A 25,006-nucleotide genomic window follows, 5' to 3' on the forward strand; every position below is an offset into this window, starting at 1 on the left:
GGATTCTTTGTGACGGTTCAGGCCGCCAGCAGCGCGGTTTCGCCGGTATCAAGCAATCGGCGGACATAGGGGGCATCGGCTGCGGGATCCGTCAGATGGGGGCGGGTCGCCGGGGCGGCTTCGGCGGGGTGCAGGCTGTCGATCACCCCGCCCTGGGCCTGCAGCAGATGGTGGCCTTCCAGCAGAAGATGCACATAGCTGGCGCCATGGGGGGCATGGTCGGTGCGGATGCCGTGGTGGTCCAGCAGGTCGCGGGCGCGGGCCAGAACCTGATCGCAGCCAAACAAGGCCGTGGCGCGCGGGTCGGTCAGCAGGATGCGCTGATCGGGGCCGAGGGTGAGCGCTTCGGAAAGGGTCAGGCCCGGCAGCGCGCCGGGTGCGATGCGGATGGGGCGCAGGGCAGGGCGGCGGCGCAGGGTTTCGGCGTCAAGGCGCTGGGGCTGCACCGACAACAGCGGCTGTGCTCCGGCATCGACCGTCAGGACAAGGTCACCGGCCCGCAGGCTGTCTGCCGGGCGCGGCCCCTGTGGCGTATCAATCAGCGTATCGGCACCGGCACAGGCCAGCTGCAGGTCTTCGCGCGTGGCCCGGCCCGGCGTGCAGGCCAGCACCCACAGCGGTTGCCCCGGCGCGGGCAGGGCCGGGGTGATCACCACCGCGCGCAGGGTGCCATCCGTGGCGCGCAGCAGCCGACCCTCGAACCGCGCATGGCCATCGGTCAGGGTAAAGCCGTCGGACGGGGCCTCGGGCGGCGCATCATCCGCAGGGGCGCGCATCGGGGCCTCGCGCCCGCTCAGCCGCGCGGCAATACCGGCGGCGCGGCGGCGCAGGCCGGTCAGGACCGACGGCAGCGGCAGGTCCAGCACATTGCCCGCCCGGTCCATCCGCAGCGCCGCCCCGTGATAACGCCATTCGGCGCCCGGGCGCAGGGCGTCCTCGGGCGCGCCGGGGATGCCATCGGTTTCGGTCTGCGCCCAGTCCAGCGCAAAGACGCCCCTGGGGCATGAATTCTGAACCATCTGCCGTGCCTGCCTCTGGATGCACCGCGTCTGGCGGCGGCGCCTGGCAACACATTAGCAGAAACCCATGCAGGCAACCAGAGTGCGCTTGCCCTTTGGCCCGCCCGCACCATCTGTGCCACCGACCCGCAAGGAGACGCCCATGCCAAGAATGCGCCGCAAACAGGACCTGCCGCAAAAGACCTGCATGGCCTGCGGACGGCCCTTTGCATGGCGGCGCAAATGGGCGCAGGTCTGGGAGCAGGTGCGCTACTGCTCAGAGCGTTGCCGCCGGGCCGGGCCTGCCTCCGGCACGGGCGGGGACGCATAATCCCTTGCCCTGCGCCCTTGGGGCGACTATAGACGCGCGCATCGGGCTGCGTGGCAGACACGCGGGCGGGATCACCCCGCGCCGCTTTTTGCGCGTTTCACCCGAAGTGCAACAGACCGGCGGAGCCAACCGTCTGGCCAGTCAAATCGAACGCAAAGGAAACTGAACCGCATGTGCGCCAAAGCTACCATGGAAGATTTCGAGGCCATGCTCAATGAGAGCCTCGAACTGGACACACCGAACGAAGGATCGGTTGTCACCGGCAAGGTCATCGCCATCGAGGCGGGCCAGGCCATCATCGACATCGGCTACAAGATGGAAGGCCGGGTCGAGCTGAAGGAATTCGCAAACCCCGGCGAAGCGCCCGACATTTCGATCGGCGATGAGGTCGAGGTCTATCTGGACCGCGTGGAAAACGCCCGGGGCGAGGCTGTCATCAGCCGTGACAAGGCCCGCCGCGAAGCCGCCTGGGACCGTCTGGAAAAAGCCTATGCCGACGAAAACCGCGTCGAAGGCGCGATCTTCGGCCGCGTCAAGGGCGGGTTCACCGTCGATCTGGGCGGCGCCGTGGCCTTCCTGCCGGGCAGCCAGGTCGATGTGCGCCCCGTGCGCGATGCCGGCCCGCTGATGGGTCTGAAGCAGCCCTTCCAGATCCTGAAGATGGACCGCCGCCGCGGCAATATCGTGGTTTCGCGCCGCGCCATCCTGGAAGAGAGCCGCGCCGAACAGCGCGCCGAGGTCATCGCCAAGCTGGCCGAGGGTCAGGTCGTCGACGGTGTGGTCAAGAACATCACCGAATACGGCGCCTTTGTGGATCTGGGCGGTGTGGACGGGCTGCTGCACGTCACCGACATGGCCTGGCGCCGCGTCAACCACCCCTCCGAGATCGTCACTATCGGCGAGACGCTCAAGGTGCAGGTCATCAAGATCAACAAGGACACGCACCGCATCAGCCTGGGCATCAAGCAGCTGCAGGCCGATCCTTGGGACGCGGTCGAGCGCAACTACATGCTGGGCTCGGTCCACAAGGGCCGCGTGACCAACATCACCGATTACGGCGCGTTTGTCGAGCTGGAGCCCGGTGTCGAAGGTCTGGTCCATGTCTCGGAAATGTCCTGGACCAAGAAGAACGTGCACCCCGGCAAGATCGTCTCCACCAGCCAGGAGGTCGAGGTCATGGTGCTGGAGATCGACAGCGCCAAGCGCCGCGTGTCACTGGGTCTGAAGCAGACCATGCGCAACCCGTGGGAGCTGTTCGAGGAAACCCACCCCGTGGGCACCCAGATCGAGGGCGAGGTCAAGAACATCACCGAGTTCGGCCTGTTCGTGGGCCTCGAAGGCGATATCGACGGCATGGTGCACCTGTCCGATCTGAGCTGGGATCAGCGCGGCGAGGAAGCCATCCAGGAATTCCGCAAGGGCGACATGGTGCAGGCCGTGGTGACCGAGGTGGATACCGACAAGGAGCGCATCTCGCTGTCGATCAAGGCGCTGGAAAACGACAGCTTCTCGGATGCGGTCGAAGGCGTGAAGCGCGGCTCGATCGTCACCTGTGCGGTGACGGCGATCGAGGATGGCGGGATCGAGGTCGAATACAACGGCATGAAGAGCTTCATCCGTCGCTCCGACCTGGCCCGTGACCGTGCCGACCAGCGGCCCGAGCGTTTCGGCGTCGGCGACAAGGTCGATGCCCGCGTGACCAGCGTGGACAGCAAGACCCGCCGTCTGGGCCTGTCGATCAAGGCGCGCGAGATCGCCGAGGAAAAGGAAGCCGTCGAACAGTATGGCTCCTCGGACGCCGGTGCGTCGCTGGGCGACATTCTGGGCGCGGCGCTCAAGGATCGTAACTGATCCGCCGCGTTGTCGGATGACGGAACCAAGACCCCGCCCGGAAACGGGCGGGGTTTTTCGTTGGCTCAGGGGTGCAGCCGCGCCAGCAGCAAGGCCAGCGCATGGTCGCGCGCGCGGGCGCGCACCTCGGCCCGGCCCGGGGCGCCGAACTCCACCGTTTCCACCAGTGTCGGGGCGCCGCGCAGGGTGGTGGCGAAGCAGACGCGGCCTTCGGGCTTGAACTCGGACCCGCCTGGCCCGGCGATGCCGGTGATGGCGACGCTGAGGTCGGCCTCGGACCGCGCCAGCGCGCCCTCGGCCATCTCCTGCGCCACAGCTTCGGACACGGCGCCATGGGTGGCCAGCGTCACCGCGCGCACCCCCAGCATCTGTTCCTTGGCGGCGTTGGAATAGGTGACAAAGCCCCGCTCCACCACGGCCGAGGATCCGGCGATATCGGTCAGCGCGGCGGCCACCATCCCCCCGGTGCAGCTTTCGGCCGGGGCGATCATCAGGCCGCGTTCGCGTGCAGCCTCAAGCACTTGCGCGGCAAGGCTCATCCCATCAGCACCCCATGGGCCAGGGCGGCTGCGGCCACCACCACCAGCGCGGCGAACACCCCCGCGATCAGGTCATCCAGCATCACGCCCAATGGCGTGTGCAGCCGGTCCGCCCAGCCCACCGGCCCCAGTTTGGTGATGTCAAAGAAGCGAAAGGCCAGGAACGCCACCACCCAGCCGGGCCAGAGCGCCGTGATCGCCACCCCCTGCATCATCGCCCCCAGCGACACCGGCCAGAGCGCCAGCCACATGCCCGCAACCTCGTCGATGACGATCTCGGACGGGTCCGGATCCTCCAGTCCCCGGGTTTCGATCACCGTCACCCACCACCCCAGCGCCGAGACCGCCACCGTCGCCGCCGCCAGCAGCCAGAACCCGCCCAGCACATGCAGCGCCCAGGCCACCGGCAGCGCGGCCAGCGTGCCCCAGGTGCCCGGGGCAGGGCGCAAGAGCCCGGCGCCAAAGAAGGTGGCCAGCAGGCGCGACCAGCTCATGCCCGCACCAGCGTGGCGGTGGCAAGTGCTGCGATGCCTTCCTCGCGCCCCGTGAAGCCCAGTCGCTCCGAGGTGGTGGCCTTGACGCTGACGCGGGCGACCTCCAGCCCCATGATCTGCGCCAATGCCGCGCGCATGGCCGGGGCGTGGGGGCCGATCTTTGGCCGCTCGCAGATCAGCGTCACATCGGCATGGGTCAGCGTGAAGCCTTGATCGCGCGCCAGATCGGCGGCATGGCGCAGAAAGATATGGCTGGCCGCGCCCTTCCATTGCGGGTCCGAGGGCGGGAAATGCTGGCCGATATCGCCCATGGCCAGCGCGCCATATATGGCATCGGTCAGCGCGTGCATGCCGACATCGGCATCGGAATGGCCCTGCAGCCCGCGGGTGTGGGGCACCAGAACGCCGCACAGCCAGCAGCCCTCGCCCTCGCCAAAGCGGTGCACGTCATAGCCATTGCCGGTGCGGATATCCATGGGCCTGTCCTTGTCCCTGTTGCGCAAGAGCGCCTCGGCGCGGGCGAAATCGCCGGCCCAGGTCAGCTTGATATTGTCGTCTTCGCCTTCGACAATGGCAACGTCAAGCCCGGCGGCGCGCGCGATCTCAACATCATCGGCGGCTTCGGTGCCGTGGCTGCGATGGGCGGCCAGAATGGCGTCAAAGCGGAACCCCTGCGGCGTCTGGGCACGAAACAGGCCGGTCCGGTCGGCGGTGCCGCGCACCCGCCCGGCCTCGCCGCGCCAGAGCGCATCGGTCACCGCCAGCGCCGGTGCGGCGCCGGGGCTATGTTCCAGCGCGGCCAGCACCCGCGCGACCAGCGCGACGCTGACCAGAGGGCGCGCCCCGTCATGGATCAGCACCCGCGCGGGCGGGTCCTGGGCCAGAGCTTCCAGCGCGTTGCGCACCGATTGCGCGCGGCTCGCGCCCCCCGGCACCAGCGTCAGGTCGGCAATGTGCAGCGCCCGGGCGCGGGGCATGTCATCAGGATGGACCACCAGCACGCAACGCCCCGGCGCTGCGGCGCGGAGGGCCTGGAGCGTGCGCACCAGCACCGGCTGGCCAGCCAGATCCCGCCATTGCTTCGGCAGGCCACCGCCCGCGCGGGTGCCACGCCCGGCGGCGACAATGATTATGGCGGTGGTATCTGACATGAGTCCTTCGCAGTTAGTGACGAATTGTCTATAGGGCCAGACAGGGGGTGCTGACAACTCGCGCGATTGCCGGGGATGAATGCCTAATTTTTAGCCTTATGATGAATAATGCGCCACAAGACTGCTGACCTTATTTGCAGCTTGCCCGCAGGGTGCTTAGATACAGTCAGAAATGCCCACCAAAGATAGCCGCAGGACAGGTGACACAGTTGCAGACCCTCACATTGACCGCCGCCAATTGCCCCGACAGGGTCGCCCGGATTACCCCTCCGGTGGTGCTGGCGCCCATGGCGGGGATCACCGACCTGCCGTTTCGCCGGGTGGTCGCGCGGTTTGGTGCGGGGCTCGTGGTGTCGGAAATGGTGGCCAGCCAGGAAATGGCACAGGAGAAGCCCTCGGTCCGGGCGCGCGCCCGGGCGGAGCTGGGCCTGGGGGACGCGCGCACCGCCGTGCAGCTGGCGGGCCGCGAGGCCTACTGGATGGCCGAGGCCGCCCGCATCGCCGCCGATGGCGGGGCCGAGATCATCGACATCAACATGGGCTGTCCGGCGAAAAAGGTCGTGGGCGGGGCCTCGGGCTCGGCCCTGATGCGCGAGCCGGACCACGCGCTGCGGCTGATCGAGGCCGTGGTGGGCGCGGTGGATGTGCCGGTGACGCTGAAAACCCGGCTGGGCTGGGATGATGCCTGCCGGAACGCCCCCGATCTGGCGCGCAGGGCCGTGGGCGCCGGGGTGGCCATGGTCACCATCCACGGCCGCACCCGCTGCCAGTTCTACAAGGGCGCTGCGGATTGGGCGGCCATTGCCGACGTGGTGCACGCCGTTCCGGTGCCGGTGCTGGCAAATGGCGATATCCGGTCGGCGGCGGATGCGCGGGCGGCGCTGCTGGCCTCGGGGGCGGCGGGGGTGATGATCGGGCGCGGCGCGCAGGGGCGGCCCTGGCTGCCCGCGCAGGTGGCCGCGGCGCTGCAGGGTCTGCCCTTGCCCAGGGCGCCCGAAGGCGCTGCGCTGGTGGATCTGGTTGCCGCGCATTATCAGGACATGCTGGGGTTTTATGGCCGGGACCTGGGCCTGCGCGTGGCGCGCAAGCATCTGGGCTGGTACGCCGATGCCGCAGGGGGCACGCCCGCACTGCGGCGCGCGCTGCAGACCGCCACCGACCCGGCACAGGTGCTGCGCCTGCTGCCGGATGCGCTGTCCCCTGAACCCACGGTGGTGGCCGCATGAACACGCCCGCCACAGGGGTCATCTGGTCTGCGCTGCCCGTGCCCGCGATGCTGATCGGTCTGGATGCGGCCGGCGAGGCCGAGCTGATCCTCGATTGCAATCCGACCTGCGAGCAGTTCCTCTCGGCCTCGGCCCGGTCGCTTCGGGGCAAGGCCCTGTTCGAGCGGATCATGATCGACGCCCCCATGGAAGAGGCGCTGACCCGCACCCGGCGCAACCGGTCGGCGCTGTTCATCAATGATGTGGAGGTCGGCACCGGCAGCCGCGCGCCGGTGACCTGCAATCTGCAGCTTGCCCCCCTGGGTGACACACCGGAAATCGTGCTGATGCTGATGTCCCCGCGCGAAATCGCCGGGCGGCTGAACCAGGCCGGGGCGGCCAAGGCGGCGGTAAAATCGGCCTCGGGGATGGCGGCGATGCTGGCCCATGAGATCAAGAACCCCCTGGCGGGGATCAGCGGCGCGGCGCAGCTTCTGTCCATGAACCTGCGCAACGGTGATCTGGAACTGACGGATCTGATCGTCGAGGAAACCCGCCGCATCCTGTCGCTGTTGCAGCAGTTCGAGGAATTCGGCGATCAGCGCCCGCCCAAGCGCCGGGCGGTGAATATCCATGACGTACTGGAACGTGCGCGCCGGTCAGCCCGGTTGGGCTTTGCCGCGCATATGTCGGTAACCGAAGCCTACGACCCGTCACTGCCCGCCGTATGGGGGGATCCGGACCAGTTGTTGCAGGTGTTCCTCAACCTGCTGCGCAACGCCGCCGAGGCCCAGCCCGATGGCGGCACCATCCGGCTGCGGAGCTATTTCGAGCATTCCCTGCGGGTGCGCGGGCAGGACGGGCAGGACCGCGCGCTGCCGCTGCATGTGGATATCATCGATGACGGCCCAGGGCTGCCGCCCGAGATTGCCGCGGATGTGTTCGACCCCTTTGTCTCGGGCCGTGAGAACGGCACCGGCCTGGGGTTGGCACTGGTATCGAAGATCATTGCCGACCATGGCGGCTGGATCGCCGTTGACAGCGCGCCGGGCCGCACGGTGTTCCGGGTGTCGCTGCCGCTGGCCCCGCGCGATGAGGGTGCCGGTTCCGGCGGCGACGCGGATAGCAAGGAGTAACCGATGGACGGAACAGTTCTGGTAGCCGATGACGACCGCACGATCCGCACCGTGCTGACGCAGGCGCTGACGCGCGCAGGCTGCAAGGTCCATGCGACCTCCAGCCTGACCACGCTGATGCGCTGGGTCGAGGAAGGGCGCGGCGATCTGGTCATCACCGATGTGATGATGCCTGATGGCAACGGGATCGAGATGATCCCAAAGATCAGCAAGGAGCGCCCCGGCCTGCCGGTGATCGTCATTTCCGCGCAGAACACCATCATGACCGCCATCCAGGCGACCGAGGCCGATGCCTGGGATTACCTGCCCAAGCCCTTTGATCTGCCGGACCTGATGAAACGCGCCGGCCGCGCGATGCAAAGCCGCCGTCCCGCGCCCCGTGCGCCCGCGCCCGGACCCTCTCCGCGGGGCGATACCATCGACACGGACCTGCCGCTGGTCGGGCGCACCCCGGCGATGCAGACGCTTTATCGGTTGATCGCACGGGTGATGAATTCGGACATGCCGGTGCTGATCTCGGGCGAATCCGGGACCGGCAAATCGCTGATCGCACGGACCCTGCATGACCTGTCGGACCGGCGCGCCTTGCCCTTTGTGGTGGCCACGTCCGAGGACCTGAATTCGGCCGATCATGCGTCCGGGGTGCTGGCGCGGGCCCGTGGCGGGACACTGGTGTTCGACGAACTGGGCGATTACGATGCCGACACCCAGACGCGGGTGGTGCGTTTGCTGGACACGCTTTCGTCAGACAGCGGGCCGCGCGTGCTGGCCACATCGCAGGCGGATCTGTCCACGCTGCTGGCCAATGGTGCCCTGCGCGAGGACCTGTATTACCGCATCAGCGGCGTGACCATCGCCGTGCCCGCGCTGCGCGAACGCATCGACGACCTGCCGCTTCTGGCCGATCACTTCCTGGCCCGTGCCGCCAGCAGCGGCGGTGCGCCGGGGCGGGCCCTGTCCGAGGACGCGCTGGAACTGGTGCGCGCCTATTCCTGGCCGGGCAATCTGCGACAACTGGAAAACGCCATGCGCCGGCTGGTGCTGACCGGGCAGGAACCCGTGATCTCGCGCGCCGAGATGGAGCAGGTGCTGCGCAACCAGCCTGCCATGGAACCCCTGCGCCCCGGCGGCGGGGGTGAGAAGCTGTCGGAATCGGTCGCGGCCCATCTGCGCCGGTATTTCGACCTGCATGGGGGCGAATTGCCGCCCGCGGGCCTTTATGCCCGTATCCTGCGTGAGGTCGAAGGCCCGCTGATCGAGATCGCGCTGGATGCCACGGCGGGAAATCAGGCGCGCTGTGCCGATTTGCTGGGAATCAACCGCAATACCCTGCGCAAGAAGATCCTGGATCTGGATATTCGCGTGACACGGCGCCGCAAATTGATGTAAAACCGCAACACAAGGCGTGGCGCAGTGGCACCGGAGATTCAGTCCCGGACCCGGAAAAGACCACGCGACAGGTGGTAAGTCTGGCGCGGCCCCGATGGGTGCAGGCGCTGCAAGCGGGGGCAGGCGGTGGTCGCGGTCGCGCAACGCAGGATGTGGGAACGGGCTGTGGCTTTGCGCCATCGGCGCCGCTTCATGACAGGTGTGACCATTGTGCTGGTGTCTCTGGCGCCGGTGCTGGTGCTGCTGACCCTGCTGGCGCTGGGCCCGATGAGCGAGATGACCACCTCGCCGCTGTTGCGGCTGATCCTGCTGGCGGATCTGGTCTATATCCTGATCGTGGCAACACTTGTGGCGGCCCGGGTGGCGCGGATCATCGCCGATCGGCGGTCGAAATCCGCCGGCTCGCGGCTGCACCTGCGGCTTTCGGGGTTGTTTGCGGCCATGGCGCTGGTGCCCACGATCTCGGTCGCGGTCTTTGCCAGCGTGACCATCAACGTGGGGCTGGAGGGCTGGTTTTCCGACCGGGTCCGACAGGTTGTGGGCAATTCGCTGGCCGCTGCCGAAGCCTATCAGGCCGAACAGGAAAGCGACCTGATCGAAGATACCACGGCGCTGGCTGCCTATATCAACCGCGCGCAGCGGGCGTTTCTGGTCATGGATGACGGGCAGTTGCGCCAATTGCTGGCCCAGGGGCAGTTGCAGGTCCAGCGCGGGCTGCGGGTGGCCTTTGTCATCGACAGCGCGGGCGAGATCCGCGCGCGCGGTGACCGGTCCTTCCTGTTCGACTACACCCCCCCCGCGCCCGAGGATTTCGAGGCCGCGCATCGCGGCGTGGTGGTGTTCCGTGACTGGCCCAACAGCGAATTCCGCGCGCTGGTGCATCTGGACACGCTGGTGGATCGCTACCTCTATATCTCGCGCGAGGTGGATGGCGATATCCTCAGCCTGCTGGACGAAACCCGTGAGACGGTGCGCCTCTATCAGCAGCTTGAGCGCGAACGCGGGCGGCTGCTGTTCGAATTTGGCCTGCTGTATCTGGGCTTTGCGCTGATCCTGATCCTGGCCGCCGTCTGGCTGGGCTTGTGGTTTGCCGAACGCCTGGCCCGCCCCGTGGGGCGCCTTGCGGCGGCGGCCGAGGCCGTGGGCCGGGGCAATCTGGACATCCAGGTCCATGAGCAGCGCGAGGATGACGAGATCGCCACCATGGGGCGGGTGTTCAACCAGATGACCCGCCAGCTGAAGGGCCAGCGCGACGCATTGCTGGAAAACACCCGCCAGATCGAGGCCCGTCGGCGGCTCTTTGATTCGGTGCTGGGTTCGGTGACCGCCGGGGTGATGGGGCTGGACAGTGAAGGGCGCGTGGCCTTCATCAACCGCGCGGCGGAACGGCTGCTGGTCTGTGACGGCACGGCGGTCCTGTCCATGCCGCTGGCCCAGGCCGTGCCGGAGTTCGAGCCCCTGTTCACCCGGCTGCGTGAAGGCCCCGCCCCCCAGGGCCGCGTGCAGGAGGAGCTGCGCCTGTCCCGCGGCGGGCGACTGGAAACGCTGCTGGTGCGCATTGCCGTGCGCGAAGGGCTTGATGCGCATCCGGACGGTTATGTGATCGCCTTTGACGATGTGACCGATCTGGTCAGCGCCCAGCGGATGGCCGCCTGGGGCGATGTGGCGCGCCGCATTGCCCATGAGATCAAGAACCCCCTGACACCCATCCAGCTGTCCGCGGAACGCATTGCGCGCAAGTTCCGTCGCAAGCTGGACGATGATGACGCCGGATCGCTGGAGCAGCTGACCGGGGTGATCGTGCGCCAGACCGGGGATCTGCGGCGGATCGTGGATGAATTCTCGCGCTTTGCGCGGATGCCGGAACCTGACCGGCGCCCCCATGACCTGGTGGCCATCCTGCGCGATGCCGCGTTTCTGCAAGAAAATGCCCGCCCGGATATCGATTTCGCGGTGACGCTTCCCGCCGATCCGATCGTGCTGGAGGTGGACGCGACCATGCTCTCTCAGGCCTTCACAAACGTCATCAAGAACGCATCGGAGGCCATTGATACACTGGTTGAAAATGGCGCACCAGAGGGCTACGCCCCACAGATCCGCATCGCCCTGGAGGATCAGCCGGATGGCATCCGCGTTACCGTGGCCGAGAACGGTATCGGCCTGCCCGAAGACCGCGCGCGGCTGTTCGAACCCTATGTGACCACGCGCGACAGCGGCACCGGGCTGGGTCTGCCCATCGTCAAGAAGATCATCGAGGAACATGGCGGCAGCTTTGCCCTGCATGACGCGCCGGTGTTCGACGGCGGCACGCATCGTGGCGCAACGGCCGAGATCATTCTGCCGCACCTGACCGGCAGCAAGACCAGATTTGAAGCAGCACGAAACGAGGTTTGATATGGATGACATCCTGATTGTCGATGATGAGCGCGACATCCGCGAGTTGATCTCGGAAATCCTGATCGATGAAGGCTATGCGACGCGGCTGGCGGCCAATTCGGATGACGCCATGGCCGAGGTCAACGCCAAACCTCCGGCGCTGCTGATCCTCGATATCTGGCTGAAGGACAGCCGGATGGACGGGATCGATATCCTGATGGCGGTAAAGCGCGGCAACCCGGATATTCCGGTGGTCATCATCTCCGGGCACGGGAACGTGGAAATCGCCGTGGCGGCGATCAAGCAGGGCGCCTATGACTTCATCGAAAAGCCGTTCAACATTGACCAGTTGCTGGTGGTCATCAAGCGCGCGATGGAAACCTCGAAGCTGCGGCGCGAAAATCAGGAACTGCGGCGGCGCGATGTCACCAGCGCCGAGATGGTGGGCGAATCGCATGCGTTCAAGGTGCTGAAGGGGCAGCTGGACAAGGTCACGCGGTCGAACGGGCGGGTGATGCTGACCGGGCCTGCGGGCTGCGGCAAGGAAGTTGCCGCGCGCTACATCCATGCCCATTCCAACCGGGCCTCGGCGCCGTTTGTGTCCGTCAGTTCCGCCAGTATCGAGCCCGACCGCATGGAAGAGGTGCTGTTCGGCCGGGAAAGCCCGGACCGCGGGGTAGAGCCCGGGTTGCTGGAACAGGCGCATGGCGGCGTGGTCTATCTGGACGAGGTCGGCGACATGCCCACCGGGACCCAGTCCAAGATCCTGCGCGTGCTGGTGGAACAGCAGTTCACCCGGGTTGGCGGCGCGGACAAGGTGCGGGTGGACCTGCGGGTGATCTCGGCCACCACGCGCGATCTGCGCGCCGATATCGCCGATGGCCGCTTCCGGCAGGAACTGTATGACCGGCTGAATGTGGTGCCCATCGAAGTGCCGCCGCTGAACGAGCGGCGCGATGACATTCCCCTGCTGGCGCAGCATTTCATCGAATTGTTCCACCGCAGCCAGGGCCTGCCGCTGCGCAAGCTCTCGGACGTGGCCGAGGCGCATCTGCAGACCATGTCCTGGCCCGGGAACGTCCGCCAGTTGCGCAACATGATCGAACGCGCGCTGATCCTGGGGGACGGCAACGGCCCGATCGACCCCGCCGATTTCCAGTCCGATTCCGCCCAGAGCGGACGCAGCGAGGGGCTGACCCTGTCCGGCACCATGGCGACCCTGCCGCTGCGCGAGGCGCGCGAGATGTTCGAGCGCGAATACCTGCTGGCCCAGATCAACCGTTTCAGCGGCAATATCAGTCGCACCGCCAGCTTTGTGGGGATGGAGCGCTCCGCGCTGCACCGCAAGCTGAAATCGCTGGGGGTGAATACCGCCAGCCTGTCCAGTGTCCGCGCGGTTCGCCAGGACGGCTAGATCAGGGCAGGGCGGCCAGGCATGGGCCTGGCCGCATGCGCGGGCTCAGCGCGTGACCTCGGTCAGGCGTTTGGTCACATAGTCGGTCACATGGCCCAGCATGGGTTTCATGTGGCTTTCCTCATCCCGGAAGAAATGGTCCGCGCCTTCGATCTGCGTATGGGTGATGGTGATTCCACGCTGTTCATGCAGCTTGGCCACCAGGGATTCAGTATCACGCGGCGGGGCGATCCGGTCGGCGGTGCCGTTGATGATCAGCCCCGACGCCGGGCAGGGCGCCAGAAAGCTGAAATCATACATGTTCGCCGGGGGGGAAACCGACACGAACCCGGTGATGTCGGGGCGGCGCATCAGTAGTTGCATGCCGATCCAGGCGCCGAAGCTGAAGCCCGCAACCCAGCAGTGGCGGCTGTTCTGGTTTATGGCCTGCAGATAGTCCAGCGCCGCGGCGGCGTCTGACAGCTCGCCCACGCCCTGGTCGAATTCGCCCTGGCTGCGCCCGACGCCGCGGAAATTGAACCGCAACACCGAAAACCCCATCTCGTAGAAGGCGTAATGCAGGTTGTAGACGATCTTGTTGTTCATCGTCCCGCCGAACTGCGGGTGGGGATGCAACACGATCGCCAACGGCGCATCGCGCTTTTCCTGCGGGTGGTAGCGGCCTTCCAGCCTGCCTTCGGGACCTGGGAAGATGACTTCTGGCATGACGCGGGGAGCCTTTTTCTGCGCTTCGGGTCGGGTGAGACGGCGGCCTGGGCTTGACGCATATCCGCAATGGGATTTAGAATACTTCTAAACTCGGGTCGCCCTCTGTCGGGCTTTCCGCAGTTAAGCTGCTGCGGGGCGCGCGTCAATGTCTTTGCAGGCAGCCCCGGGACCTGTGCCCGGTTCAGCGTGGTTTGGCCAGTGGTCTGGCGGCGGAGGACGCAAGATGAAGCTTTCGACCAAGGGGCGGTATGCGATGATCGCGCTGGTTGATCTGGCGCTGGCGCCCGAAGGGGAACTGGTCTCGCTCAATGAAATTGCGCGGCGGCAGAATGTGTCGCTGGCCTATCTGGAGCAACTCTTCGTGAAGCTGCGCCGCGCCGGGTTGGTCGACTCGGTGCGCGGACCGGGCGGTGGGTATCGGCTGGCGCGGCCCGCCGATACCGTGCGGGTCTTCGATATCCTGGAGGCAGTGGATGAGACTGTCAGCGCCCTGGAATCGGGGGCCGGAGCGCGCGGCGCGGTGTCCGGATCGCGGGCGCAGTCGCTGTCGAACCGGTTGTGGGAGAGCCTGTCGGCGCATGTCTATGTGTTCCTGCACCAGACGCGACTGTCGGATGTGGCGCAGAACGCATTGACGCCATGCCCGGCGGTTCCGACCCTGTTCGAACTGGTGGACGATTGAGCGGACGGCGCCGGGGGGGCGCTGCCCCCGTCCCCGCGTTGCGGGGACTCCCCCGGGATATTTTGGCAAGGATGAAGTTGCGATCCGGGATAGGGGACTGATGGGACGGGTCTATCTGGACTGGAATGCCACGGCACCGCTGCGCGTTGAAGCGCGCGCGGCAATGCTGGCGGCCATGGATGTCGTGGGGAATCCGTCTTCGGTCCATGCCGAAGGGCGCGCGGCGCGCGGGATCATCGAGCGGGCGCGGGCACAGGTGGCGGCGGCGCTGGGGGCGGATGGGGCGGATATCGTGTTCACCTCGGGCGCGACCGAAGCGGCGGCGCTGGCTCTGGCGGGGCGCGGGTTGGTTGGCGCGCCACTGGAACATGATGCGGTGCGGTGCTGGATCGATCCGGTGCTGGCGGTGGGTGCCGGGGGGCAGGTGACGGTGCCTGACCCCGGGCGGGCGACGTTGCAATTGGCCAATTCGGAGACCGGGGTTGTGCAGTCCGCATTGCCCGAGGGGCTGGCTGTCAGTGACCTGACGCAGGCCTTTGGCAAGATCCCGCTGGCGTTCAACTGGCTGGGCTGCGCGGCGGCCCTGGTGTCGGCGCACAAGTTGGGCGGGCCGAAGGGGATCGGTGCGCTGGTGCTGCGCCCGGGGCTTGACCTGAGCGCGCAGATCCGCGGCGGCGGGCAGGAACAGGGGCGCCGGGCGGGCACCGAGAATGTCATCGGCATTGCCGGTTTCGGGGCGGCGGCGGCGGCGGCGGCGCGGGATCTGGACAACGGGGTCTGGGATGGTGTGGCGGAAATTAGAAATATTCTAGAAAAAGCACTGGACGCTGATAGCCCGATGACTATTTTTATCGGGAATTCAGGGCCGCGCTTGCCCAACACCCTGTGCTTTGCCACGCCGGGATGGAAGGCCGAGACACAGGTGATGGCGATGGACCTGGCGGGGTTTGCCATTTCGGCGGGCTCGGCCTGTTCCTCGGGGAAGGTGCGGACCAGCCCGGTGCTGGGGGCCATGGGATATGCCGACGATGTGGCGGGTTCGGCGATCCGGGTTTCGTTGGGGCCGGGGGTCACACAGGACGATGTGCTGCGCTTCGCCGAGGCGTGGGGCAAACAGGAGCGGCGCTTTCGGGCGCGCGCTGCATAGAGGATCGGCGCCTGGCGCTGAAACGGAGAATGGGGATCGAAATGGCTGCTTTGGACAATGCCACGGAAGTACGTGAGGGCGTCGACCGCGAAACGGTGGAGACCGTGCGCTCGATGTCGGGCACCTACAAGCATGGCTGGGAAACCGATATCGAGATGGAGTTCGCCCCCAAGGGCTTGAACGAGGATATCGTGCGGCTGATCTCGGAAAAGAATGACGAGCCGGAGTGGATGACCGAGTGGCGGCTGGAGGCGTATCGGCGCTGGCTGACCATGGAATCGCCGGACTGGGCCATGCTGGACATCCCCCCGATCGATTATCAGGAGCAATATTACTACGCCAAGCCCAAGTCGATGGTGGAAAAGCCCAAATCGCTGGACGAGGTGGACCCCAAGCTGCTGGAAACCTATGAGAAACTGGGCATCCCGCTGCGCGAGCAGATGGTTCTGGCCGGGGTCGAGGGGGCCGAGGTGGCCGATGAACGCAAGGTGGCTGTGGATGCGGTGTTCGACAGCGTCAGCCTGGGCACCACGTTCAAGGATGAACTGGCCAAGGCGGGCGTGATCTTCTGCTCGATCTCGGAGGCTGTGCGCGAGCATCCGGAGCTGGTGAAGCGGTATCTGGGCTCGGTGGTGCCGCAGGGCGACAACTATTTCGCGGCTCTGAATTCGGCGGTGTTCTCGGACGGGTCCTTTGTCTATGTGCCCGCCGGGGTGCGCTGCCCGATGGAGCTGTCCACCTATTTCCGCATCAACGCCGAAAACACCGGCCAGTTCGAACGCACGCTGATCATTGCCGAAAAAGGCGCCTATGTCAGCTACCTGGAGGGCTGCACCGCGCCGAAGCGTGACACCCATCAGCTGCATGCTGCGGTGGTGGAGATCGTGGTTCTGGAAGATGCCGAGGTGAAGTATTCCACCGTCCAGAACTGGTATCCGGGCGATGAGGAAGGCCGCGGCGGGATCTACAATTTCGTCACCAAGCGCGCCGATTGCCGCGAGGACCGCGCCAAGGTGATGTGGACGCAGGTGGAAACCGGTAGCGCGGTGACATGGAAATACCCGTCCTGTATCCTGCGCGGGGATGATACCCAGGGTGAGTTCTATTCGATCGCCATCACCAACAACCACCAGCAGGCCGATACCGGCACCAAGATGATCCATCTGGGCAAGAACTCCAAAAGCCGGATCGTGTCGAAGGGGATCAGTGCCGGATTTGCGCAGAACACCTATCGCGGGCTGGTAACCATGCATCCGAAGGCGTTGAATTCGCGCAACTATACCCAGTGCGACAGCCTTCTGATCGGCGACCGCTGCGGGGCGCACACGGTGCCTTACATCGAGGTGAAGAACGCCTCCAGCCGTGTGGAGCATGAGGCGACGACCTCGAAGGTCGATGACGATCAGCTGTTCTATTGCCGCTCACGCGGGATGGATGAGGAAGAGGCGGTTGCGCTGGTGGTCAACGGGTTCTGCCGCGAGGTGCTGCAGGCGCTGCCGATGGAGTTTGCCATGGAAGCGCAGGCGCTGGTGGCGATCAGCCTGGAAGGGTCGGTAGGGTGATCGCGATGCTGCGTGATCTGCTGGCAAATCTGCCGGGTGACCTGCAGCGCGGAATGCGCGCTGACCCGCGGGCATTGATGACCGGCAAGCTGGCGGCGCTGGCAGTATCGGCGCCGATCATCATCGGTCTGGCGCTGTTCACGCCGGCCGGTGTGCTGGGGGGTGTTGCTGTCGGGGCCATTATCCAGTTGGGTCTGGGCTGGGCCATCGCCGGGCGCGACATGCGTATCAATCGCTGAGACAAGACGGAATTCGAGAACGAACACGGCCGCTGTGCGGCTCTGAGGGGATGTGAAAAATGCTGAATATCAAGAATCTGCACGCTGAACTTGAAGAAGACACCGAGGTCAAGATCCTCCACGGTGTGGATCTGGACGTGAAGGCGGGCGAAGTGCACGCGATCATGGGGCCGAATGGCTCGGGCAAGTCGACGCTGGGCTATGTGCTGTCAGGGCGTGACGGGTATGAGGTCACCGAAGGCTCGGCCACGCTCGACGGTGTGGACTTGCTGGATATGGAACCCGAGGAGCGGGCCGCGGCGGGCCTGTTCCTGGCGTTTCAATATCCGGTGGAAATCCCCGGCGTGGGCAACATGACCTTCATGCGCACGGCGGTGAACGCGCAGCGCAAGGCCCGCGGCCAGGAGGAGCTTTCGGCAGGCGATTTCCTCAAGCTGGTGCGCGCCAGGGCCAAGGACCTCAAGATCGACGCCGAGATGCTGAAGCGCCCGGTCAATGTCGGCTTTTCGGGCGGTGAGAAGAAGCGCAACGAAATCCTGCAGATGGCGCTGCTGGAGCCGAAGATGTGTGTCCTGGACGAGACCGACTCGGGGCTGGATGTGGACGCCATGAAGCTGGTGTCGGACGGGGTGAATGCGCTGCGGGACGAAGGCCGCGCGTTTCTGGTCATCACCCATTACCAGCGCCTGCTGAATCACATCAAACCGGATGTGGTGCACATCATGTCCCAGGGCCGGATCATCCGCTCTGGCGGCCCTGAACTGGCGATGGAGGTCGAGGAGCAGGGCTACGGCGATATTCTGGAGGCGGTCTGATGGTATTCCCGCGACAGAAACTTCTGGCCCAGAAGCGCGAAGCCGCCGAGGCCAGGCTTGCGCCGCTGGCGCTGCCTGCGGGCGGCAAATGGATCACCACCGCACGTGAGGACGCAAAGGCACGGCTGTCTGCCATGGGGCTGCCCGTGCGGCGTGACGAATACTGGAAGTACACGGACCCGGCTTCGCTGGTCCAGGCAGAGGCGCCTGCGGCCGCACTTTTTGATGACAGCGATGAGTCAGAGGTATTTGACACGCTGGACCCGCTGAAGATCGTTTTCGTGGATGGGGTGTTTGACCCGGAAGCTTCGGACGATCTGGCGATGGAGGGCGTGGAGATCGCGCTTCTGTCCGAAGCCGCCAAGGCCGATCTGCACTGGGCGCGCGATCTTTACGGCGCGCTTGAAGCCGACGGTCAAAGCCCGGTGGAGCGCCCCCTGGCAATCTTCAACACCGCTTTTGCCGCCGAAGGTGTGCTGATCCGTGCCACGGGCCAGGCCGCGCGCAAGATCTCCTTGATCTATCGGCGCCGCGATGCGGGTGCGGATGTGCTGCTGCATCATGTGGTCAAGGTCGAAGCCGGGGCCGAGGTGACCGTGCTGGAACATGGCCCCGCGGGCGCACGGTTCAACCAGGTCATGGAGGTGGATGTGGCCGATGGCGCCACATTGCACCATGTGCGCGCGCAGGGCCGCGACCATGAGCGCCGCACGGCGGCGCATCTCTTCGCGCGGATGGGTGAACGGTCGGTGTTCAAGTCCTTCACCCTGACCGCCAATGGCGCCATGGTCCGCAACGAGGCGGTGATCTGGCTCAATGGCAAGGGCGGTGTGGCGCATATCGCCGGGGCAACCGTGGGCGAGGGCGCGTTCCACCATGATGACACCGTGTTCATCACCCATGCCGCGCCGGATTGCGAAAGCCGCCAGGTGTTCAAGAAGGTTCTGCGGCATGGCGCCGTCGGGGTTTTTCAGGGCAAGATCCTGGTGAAGCAGCCCGCGCAATTGACCGATGGCTATCAGATCAGCCAGGCATTGCTGCTGGATGAGAACGCGCAATTCCTGGCCAAGCCCGAACTGGAAATCTATGCCGATGACGTGAAGTGCAGCCATGGGTCGACCTCGGGCGAGATTGATCCGGTGTCGCTGTTCTATCTGCGCGCGCGCGGCATACCCGAGGATCAGGCGAAACTTCTGCTGGTTCTCGCCTTTCTGGCCGAGGCGCTTGACGAGATCGAGGATCCGGACCTGGCCGACGATCTGCGCCCGCGGATCGAGACCTGGCTGCGGCGTCGGTCCGGCTGAGGCGCGCATGGGCAAGCGGGGGATCGGGGCTGCCGCCCCCGCCGCCCCGTTGGGGCGGCTCCCCCGCGCGTATTTTTGGCAAGATGAAGCCGGCAGGTCGCGCGCAAGCGAACCGGATCAGGTAGGGGCGCAGTGTCAATAACGCTGAACATTCTGGCCAGTTATCGCCGTCCGCGGCGGGTGTTTCGCGGGCTTCTGGCGCAGGGGCGGCGCGAGGACCGGGCGTTGATGTATCTGATGGTCAGCTGTCTGCTGTTATTCGTGGCGCAATGGCCGCGTCTGATGCGCGAGGCCGAAGCCGGCGGCGAGGTTCCTTTCCAGGCGCTGTTGGCCGGAGCGCTTTTTGGGTGGTTGTTCGTGGCGCCGTTGGTTTTCTTTGGCATTGCAGCGCTGTTGCATCTGGTCCTGCGGGCGCTGCGGCAGCCCAGCAGTTGGCACGGGGCGCGGGCGGTTCTGTTCTGGTCGCTGCTGTCGATCTCTCCGTTGATGCTGTTCCATGGGCTGCTTCTGGGCTATGCCGGGCCGGTTGCCGGGGCGAACGTGGTGGGGTTTGTGGTCCTTGGCGCTTTCCTCTACATACTCATCCAGGGTCTGCGGGAACTGGCTGCAGATACAACCGGCTGAGATGGAATCGTCCATGGAACTGAATGCTGCCTTCCTGCGTGCGATGCTGCGCGAAACCCTGTCCAACCCGCAGGAGGCGGCGCGCAAGCTGATCGCCATCAACCCGCCGATGGAGGCCCGCTGGCTGGCGCTGGCGGTGGTGGTGGTGCTGAGCGTGCTTCTGGGGCAGGCCAGCGTGCTTTTGATGGCCGGGAGCGATGCGCCCTTCGTGATGGGTGTTGGCGCCTCGGCGATTGTGCAGGGCGGTGCGCTGCTCATGGTGGTCTATGCGGCCCATGCGGTGGGGCGGATGTTCGGCGGCAGCGGGTCCTTTCCGGATGCGGTTCTGCTGGTCAGCTGGCTGCAGTTCATGATGGTTGTGTTGCAGGTGATCCAGGTGGCCGCGCTGGTGCTGGTGCCGCCGCTGTCGGGGATGATCGGGATCATCGCGATCACGTTGTTTCTGTGGGTGCTGACGAATTTCGTGGCCGCGCTACATGGCTTCACAAGCCTGGGGAAGGTGTTCGGGATGATCCTTGTCACCTTCATGGCGATCGCGTTTGTGGTGGCGTTTCTGCTGGCGCTGCTGGGAATTCAGGGACCGGGGATGGTCGATGCTTGATGTGGAACGGATACGCGGGGATTTTCCGATCCTGCACCGGCAGGTGAACGGCAAGCCACTGGTCTATCTGGACAATGGTGCCTCGGCCCAGAAGCCGCAGGTGGTGATCGACGCCGTCACCCGCGCCTATGCCGAGGAATATTCCAATGTCCACCGTGGTCTGCACTATCTGTCCAACCTGGCGACCGACAAGTATGAGGCCGTGCGCGGCACGCTTGCGCGCTTCCTGGGCGCCCCGCATGAGGATGAGGTGATCTATACCACCGGGACCACGCAGGGCATCAATCTGGTGGCCTATGGCTGGGCCATGCCGCGGTTTGAGCCGGGGGATGAGATCGTGCTGTCCATCATGGAGCATCACGCCAATATCGTGCCCTGGCATTTCCTGCGTGAGCGGCAGGGCGCGGTGCTGAAATGGGTGGATGTGGACGCCAATGGCGTGCTGGACCCGCAGGCGGTGATCGACGCCATCGGCCCGCGCACGAAGCTGGTCGCCGTGACCCATATGTCCAATGTGCTGGGCACGGTGGTGGATGTGGCGGCCATCTGTGCAGGCGCGCGTGAAAAGGGCGTGCCGGTGCTGGTGGATGGGTCGCAGGCCGCCGTGCATATGCCGGTGAATGTGGCACAGATCGGATGTGATTTCTACGCCGTGACCGGGCACAAGCTTTATGGCCCCTCGGCCTCGGGGGCGATCTGGATCGCGCGCGAACGGCAGGCCGAGATGCGCCCCTTCATCGGCGGCGGCGACATGATCCGCGAGGTTACGCGCGACACCGTCACCTATAATGACCCGCCGCACAAGTTCGAGGCCGGGACCCCCGGGATCGTCCAGCAGATCGGTCTGGGGGTGGCGCTGGACTACATGATGGCGCATGGCATGGAGGCCATTGCCGCCCATGAGGCCGATCTGCGGGACTATGCGCAGGCGCGGCTCTCGGGGCTGAACTGGCTGAATGTGCAGGGGAATGCGCCGGGCAAGGGCGCGATCTTCAGCTTCACGCTGGAAGGGGCGGCCCATGCGCATGACATCTCCACCGTGCTGGACAAGAAGGGCATTGCGGTGCGCGCGGGACAGCATTGCGCAGCGCCGCTGATGGATCACATGGGGGTGTCGGCCACCTGCCGCGCCTCCTTCGCCATGTACAACACCCGGGCCGAGGTGGACGCGCTGGTCGATGCGCTGGAGCTGTGCCACGAATTGTTCGCCTGAAGGGGGCTGCCGATGCATCTGGGCCTGATCGGATATGGCGCCATCGGGCAGATGCTGCAGGAGGTTCTGGAGCGTGAGGGGATGGCGCCCGCGCGGCTGACGCTGCTGGCGCGCGCCGGGTCGGTGGCGCGGGTGCGTGATGCCCTACCGCAGGCGCGGGTGGTCGATACGGTGGCGGCGCTGGTGGCCGAAGGGCCGGATCTGGTGGTGGAATGCGCCGGGCATGGTGCGGTGCGCGACCATGTGCCAGGGCTGCTGGGCGCGGGGGTGGAGTGTGTAATCGCCTCCATCGGCGCGCTGGCGGATGCGGGGCTGGAGGCGGAATTGCAGCGGGCCGCGCAGGCGGGCGGGGGGCGGCTGGTGCTCTCGGCCGGGGCCGTGGGCGGGATTGACCTGCTGGCGGCGCTGGCACCTTCGGGGATTGAAACGGTGCGCTATACGGGCCGCAAACCGCCGCGCGCCTGGGCCGGAAGCCCGGCCGAAGCGGTGCTGGATCTGCACAACCTCACTGCGCTGGCAACCTTCTTCACCGGCACCGCACGCGAGGCCGCGCGCGACTATCCGAAAAACGCCAATGTGGCCGCCACCGTGGCGCTGGCCGGGGCCGGGTTCGACCGGACCGAGGTTGCCCTGGTGGCCGATCCCGGCGTGACGCTGAACACGCATGAGGTGTCGGTCCGGGCCGGAGCGGGGGCCTTCGATATCCGGATCGAGGGGCGCGGCGCGCCGGGCAATCCGCGCACCTCGGTCGCCACGGTCTATGCCCTGGCGCGTGAGGTGATGAACCGCCAGCGCGCGCGGGTGATCTGACTTGGGCGATCTGGCCGATGTCGCCGGCCCGCTGGCGCCGCTGGTTCTGGCGCTGCTGGTGCTGGTGGCGCTGCTGGTCCTTTACCACCGCTTCACAACTCCGCGATTCGAGGCCCGCCCGCTGCTGAACAAGGCCGAACAGCGGGTGTTTGCCATGCTCTCGCGCAGCGTGCCGCGTCAGTTCGGCAAAAGCGCGCGGCTGTTTGCGCAGGTCTCCTATGGCGAGTTTCTGTCCTGCAAGGACAAGCGCGCCTTCTGGACGATCAATGCGCGGCGGGCGGATTTTCTGATCACCGATGCGGGGTTTCATCCGCTTTGCGTCATCGAATACCAGGGCAGCGGGCATTATGGCTATTCGCGCAAATCCGCCAAGCGGGCGGCGCATGGGGACCGGATGAAGCGGCGCGCGCTGGCCTCGGCCGGGGTGGAGCTGGTGGAACTGGCGCCCAAGGCCACCCCCGCGCAGGTCGATGCGCTGCTGGCAGATGCCGCCGCGCGGTGCGGCGCCATGGAGGGCGACGGCGTCACCGCGTTGCGGGGGTGACTCAGCCCTGACCCTCGGCCTGTTCGGCCAGGGTCAGCCAGTCTTCCTCGGCCTGGGCGAGGGCGGTTTGGCGGGCGACCAGCGCCTGGGATGCCTTGGCGAATTTGTCCGGGTCACGGGCGTATAGCTGCGGGTCGGCCAGCAGGGCTTCCAGCTTGGTGATCTCGGCCTCGATCCGGGCGATCTCATCAGGCAGGGTTTTCAGCCGGTGCTGGTCCTTGAAGCTCATCTTGGTCTGGCGCGGTGCAGGGGCCGGGGGCGCGGCCTGCGGGCGCGGCGCGGGGTCATCGCCGGTCGGTGTTTCTGCGGTGGGGCCAAAGCGCGCGCCCTGGGCCACGGCATCACTCCAGCCCCCGGCGTAAAGCGTGGTGTTCCCGGCGCCATCGAAGACCAGCGTCATCGAAGCCGTGCGGTCCACGAAATCCCGGTCATGGCTGACCAGCAGCACCGTGCCCGGAAACTCGCCCAGCAGGTCCTGCAGCAGATCCAGCGTTTCGATGTCCAGATCGTTGGTGGGTTCGTCCAGCACCAGCAGATTGGCCGGGCGCGCCATAATCCGCGCCAGCAGCAGGCGCGCGCGCTCGCCACCCGAAAGCGACTTGACCGGCGCACGGGCCTGGGTGGCGTCGAACAGGAAATCTTTGAGGTAGCCTACCACATGCCGGGGCTGGCCGCGCACCATCACCTGATCGGCCTGGCCAGAAACCGCCATCAGCGGATCGCCGGTCAGGTTCTCCCACAGGCTGGCCTGAGGGTCCAGTTGCGCGCGGCTCTGGTCCAGCAGGGCAACCTCCAGGTTGCTGCCGCGCCGGATGGTGCCGCTGTCAGGCTCTTCCTGGCCCAACAGCAGGCGCAGCAGGGTGGTCTTGCCCGCGCCGTTCGGTCCCATCAGCGCCAGCCGGTCGCCGCGCATGACGCGCATGGACAGGTCGCGCAGGATGGGCCGGCCGTCATAGGCCTTGGAGACGCCCTCAAGTTCAGCCACCAGTTTGCCGGACTGGGGCGCGGCCTCCAGCGCCATGGCGGCGGTGCCCTGGCGCTTGATCTGGCCCGCGCGTTCATTGCGCAGCGCGGCCAGCGCCCGCAGCCGGCCCTGGTTGCGCTTGCGCCGGGCGCTGATGCCTTCGACGGCCCAGCGTCCTTCGGCCTTGATCTTGCGGTCCAGCTTGTGGCGGGCCTCGTCCTCGGCGGCCCAGACGGTGTCGCGCCAGTCCTCGAACCCGTCGAAAGGGCCATCGCGGCGGCGCACCTGCCCGCGATCGATCCACAGCGTGGCGCGCGCCAGTGCGTTCAGAAAGGCCCGGTCATGGCTGATCAGCACAAACCCCGCGCGGGTTTCGCGCAGCCGTGCTTCCAGCCAGGTGATGGCGGCGATGTCCAGATGGTTCGTCGGCTCGTCCAGCAGCATCAGCTCCGGGGCTTCGGCCAGCAACTTGGCCAGCGCCGCGCGCCGCCGCTCCCCGCCCGAGGCCCGCCCCGGCTCAAGCGCCGGGTCGAAGGCCAGCCCTTCGGCGGCGATTTCCAGCAGGTAATGTTCGGACGGGTCCAGCCCTTGCATGGCGTAATCGCCCAAGGTGGCAAAACCCGCATAATCGGGGTCCTGTTCCATATAGCCCACGCTGACCCCGGGTGAGAGCGCGCGCCCGCCCCGGTCCGGTTCAACCAATCCGGCCATGACCTTCATCAGGGTGGATTTGCCCGAGCCATTGCGCCCCACCAGCGCCAGCCGGTCGCCGCTGTGGACCACCAGATCCAGCGCGTCAAAGACGGTGGTATCACCATAGCCAAGGGTGATGTCGGAAAGCTGAAGAAGCGGTGCCTGTGCCATGCCCGCGCTATACCCCCGGTCGCGGCCGGGGAAAACAGCGAAGTG

General features: G+C 66.4%; 24 protein-coding genes. 18 read left to right on the forward strand and 6 right to left on the reverse strand.

From position 1 onward, the window contains the following. Nucleotides 1-17: 17 nt before the first annotated feature. Nucleotides 18-1,019 (reverse strand): Hint domain-containing protein, encoded by a 1,002-nt coding sequence (locus HUK65_RS01535; protein WP_179904358.1) that lies wholly within the window; start codon nucleotides 1,017-1,019, stop codon nucleotides 18-20. 151 nt (nucleotides 1,020-1,170) lie between these two features. Here HUK65_RS01535 and HUK65_RS01540 point away from each other — a divergent pair, with 151 nt between their 5' ends. Next, nucleotides 1,171-1,329 carry a DUF2256 domain-containing protein gene (locus HUK65_RS01540; protein WP_268839214.1) on the forward strand — a complete coding sequence of 53 codons (159 nt, stop codon included), beginning with the start codon at nucleotides 1,171-1,173 and terminating at the stop codon, nucleotides 1,327-1,329. A 171-nt stretch (nucleotides 1,330-1,500) separates the two neighbouring features. Then, on the forward strand, nucleotides 1,501-3,180 hold the full coding sequence (rpsA, locus tag HUK65_RS01545; protein WP_179904360.1) for a 30S ribosomal protein S1: 1,680 nt from the start codon (nucleotides 1,501-1,503) through the stop codon (nucleotides 3,178-3,180). Between the two features lie 65 nt (nucleotides 3,181-3,245). On the opposite strand, the gene HUK65_RS01550 is transcribed toward rpsA, so the two are convergent. From HUK65_RS01550 to HUK65_RS01560, 3 genes are read right to left on the reverse strand one after another with little or no spacing between them, the layout of a single operon-like run. After that, nucleotides 3,246-3,719, reverse strand: a complete 474-nt coding sequence (locus HUK65_RS01550; protein ID WP_179904361.1) for a CinA family protein — start codon at nucleotides 3,717-3,719, stop codon at nucleotides 3,246-3,248. After that, nucleotides 3,716-4,213 carry a phosphatidylglycerophosphatase A family protein gene (locus tag HUK65_RS01555; RefSeq protein ID WP_179904362.1) on the reverse strand — a complete coding sequence of 166 codons (498 nt, stop codon included), beginning with the start codon at nucleotides 4,211-4,213 and terminating at the stop codon, nucleotides 3,716-3,718. Before HUK65_RS01555 ends, HUK65_RS01550 begins: the two co-directional genes overlap by 4 nt. Continuing rightward, nucleotides 4,210-5,364, reverse strand: coding sequence for a bifunctional 2-C-methyl-D-erythritol 4-phosphate cytidylyltransferase/2-C-methyl-D-erythritol 2,4-cyclodiphosphate synthase (locus HUK65_RS01560; protein WP_179904363.1), 1,155 nt, complete (start codon nucleotides 5,362-5,364; stop codon nucleotides 4,210-4,212). Before HUK65_RS01560 ends, HUK65_RS01555 begins: the two co-directional genes overlap by 4 nt. 209 nt (nucleotides 5,365-5,573) lie before the next feature. Here HUK65_RS01560 and dusB point away from each other — a divergent pair, with 209 nt between their 5' ends. From dusB to ntrX, 5 genes are all read left to right on the forward strand, one after another. Then, nucleotides 5,574-6,590 (forward strand): tRNA dihydrouridine synthase DusB, encoded by a 1,017-nt coding sequence (gene dusB, locus HUK65_RS01565; protein WP_268839215.1) that lies wholly within the window; start codon nucleotides 5,574-5,576, stop codon nucleotides 6,588-6,590. Continuing rightward, nucleotides 6,587-7,705 carry a two-component system sensor histidine kinase NtrB gene (locus tag HUK65_RS01570; protein WP_179904364.1) on the forward strand — a complete coding sequence of 373 codons (1,119 nt, stop codon included), beginning with the start codon at nucleotides 6,587-6,589 and terminating at the stop codon, nucleotides 7,703-7,705. The genes dusB and HUK65_RS01570 overlap by 4 nt, the downstream gene beginning before the upstream one ends. 3 nt (nucleotides 7,706-7,708) lie before the next feature. Next, the gene (locus HUK65_RS01575) at nucleotides 7,709-9,094 is read left to right on the forward strand and encodes a response regulator (protein ID WP_179904365.1); all 1,386 of its coding nucleotides are present in this window, start codon (nucleotides 7,709-7,711) and stop codon (nucleotides 9,092-9,094) included. 150 nt (nucleotides 9,095-9,244) lie between these two features. Continuing rightward, nucleotides 9,245-11,488, forward strand: a complete 2,244-nt coding sequence (locus HUK65_RS01580) for a sensor histidine kinase NtrY-like (protein WP_179904366.1) — start codon at nucleotides 9,245-9,247, stop codon at nucleotides 11,486-11,488. Nucleotide 11,489: 1 nt separating this feature from the next. After that, on the forward strand, nucleotides 11,490-12,884 hold the full coding sequence (gene ntrX, locus HUK65_RS01585; RefSeq protein WP_179904367.1) for a nitrogen assimilation response regulator NtrX: 1,395 nt from the start codon (nucleotides 11,490-11,492) through the stop codon (nucleotides 12,882-12,884). Nucleotides 12,885-12,929: 45 nt separating this feature from the next. Here the strand turns inward: ntrX and HUK65_RS01590 are convergent, their stop codons facing one another. Next, complete coding sequence (locus HUK65_RS01590) at nucleotides 12,930-13,589, reverse strand: alpha/beta hydrolase (protein WP_179904368.1); 660 nt, start codon at nucleotides 13,587-13,589, stop codon at nucleotides 12,930-12,932. A gap of 226 nt (nucleotides 13,590-13,815) precedes the next feature. Between HUK65_RS01590 and iscR the strand changes: the two genes are divergently transcribed. From iscR to HUK65_RS01645, 11 genes are all read left to right on the forward strand, one after another. Next, entirely contained in the window at nucleotides 13,816-14,274 is a 459-nt protein-coding gene (iscR, locus tag HUK65_RS01595) for a Fe-S cluster assembly transcriptional regulator IscR (protein WP_179904369.1), read from the forward strand. A gap of 100 nt (nucleotides 14,275-14,374) precedes the next feature. Then, nucleotides 14,375-15,421: a cysteine desulfurase family protein gene (locus tag HUK65_RS01600; RefSeq protein ID WP_179904370.1), complete on the forward strand. Its 1,047-nt coding sequence runs from the start codon at nucleotides 14,375-14,377 to the stop codon at nucleotides 15,419-15,421. A 41-nt stretch (nucleotides 15,422-15,462) separates the two neighbouring features. Beyond that, entirely contained in the window at nucleotides 15,463-16,983 is a 1,521-nt protein-coding gene (gene sufB, locus HUK65_RS01605) for a Fe-S cluster assembly protein SufB (protein ID WP_179904371.1), read from the forward strand. Between the two features lie 5 nt (nucleotides 16,984-16,988). Next, complete coding sequence (locus tag HUK65_RS01610) at nucleotides 16,989-17,222, forward strand: hypothetical protein (RefSeq protein WP_179904372.1); 234 nt, start codon at nucleotides 16,989-16,991, stop codon at nucleotides 17,220-17,222. 59 nt (nucleotides 17,223-17,281) lie between these two features. Next, nucleotides 17,282-18,037, forward strand: a complete 756-nt coding sequence (gene sufC, locus HUK65_RS01615; protein WP_179904373.1) for a Fe-S cluster assembly ATPase SufC — start codon at nucleotides 17,282-17,284, stop codon at nucleotides 18,035-18,037. Next, a complete protein-coding gene (sufD, locus tag HUK65_RS01620) occupies nucleotides 18,037-19,341 on the forward strand; it encodes a Fe-S cluster assembly protein SufD (RefSeq protein ID WP_179904374.1) in 1,305 nt (434 codons plus the stop codon). Before sufC ends, sufD begins: the two co-directional genes overlap by 1 nt. Before the next feature lie 132 nt (nucleotides 19,342-19,473). Next, entirely contained in the window at nucleotides 19,474-19,965 is a 492-nt protein-coding gene (locus HUK65_RS01625) for a YIP1 family protein (protein WP_179904375.1), read from the forward strand. A gap of 13 nt (nucleotides 19,966-19,978) precedes the next feature. Continuing rightward, entirely contained in the window at nucleotides 19,979-20,566 is a 588-nt protein-coding gene (locus HUK65_RS01630) for a Yip1 family protein (protein ID WP_179904376.1), read from the forward strand. Then, nucleotides 20,559-21,779: a cysteine desulfurase gene (locus HUK65_RS01635; RefSeq protein ID WP_179904377.1), complete on the forward strand. Its 1,221-nt coding sequence runs from the start codon at nucleotides 20,559-20,561 to the stop codon at nucleotides 21,777-21,779. Before HUK65_RS01630 ends, HUK65_RS01635 begins: the two co-directional genes overlap by 8 nt. A gap of 12 nt (nucleotides 21,780-21,791) precedes the next feature. Further along, nucleotides 21,792-22,589: an aspartate dehydrogenase gene (locus tag HUK65_RS01640; RefSeq protein WP_179904378.1), complete on the forward strand. Its 798-nt coding sequence runs from the start codon at nucleotides 21,792-21,794 to the stop codon at nucleotides 22,587-22,589. A gap of 1 nt (nucleotide 22,590) precedes the next feature. Next, nucleotides 22,591-23,133, forward strand: a complete 543-nt coding sequence (locus HUK65_RS01645) for a DUF2726 domain-containing protein (protein WP_179904379.1) — start codon at nucleotides 22,591-22,593, stop codon at nucleotides 23,131-23,133. A gap of 1 nt (nucleotide 23,134) precedes the next feature. Here the strand turns inward: HUK65_RS01645 and HUK65_RS01650 are convergent, their stop codons facing one another. Continuing rightward, nucleotides 23,135-24,961 (reverse strand): ATP-binding cassette domain-containing protein, encoded by a 1,827-nt coding sequence (locus tag HUK65_RS01650; protein ID WP_179904380.1) that lies wholly within the window; start codon nucleotides 24,959-24,961, stop codon nucleotides 23,135-23,137. Nucleotides 24,962-25,006: the final 45 nt, after the last annotated feature.

This window comes from Rhabdonatronobacter sediminivivens (assembly GCF_013415485.1).
Lineage (GTDB): Bacteria > Pseudomonadota > Alphaproteobacteria > Rhodobacterales > Rhodobacteraceae > Rhabdonatronobacter > Rhabdonatronobacter sediminivivens.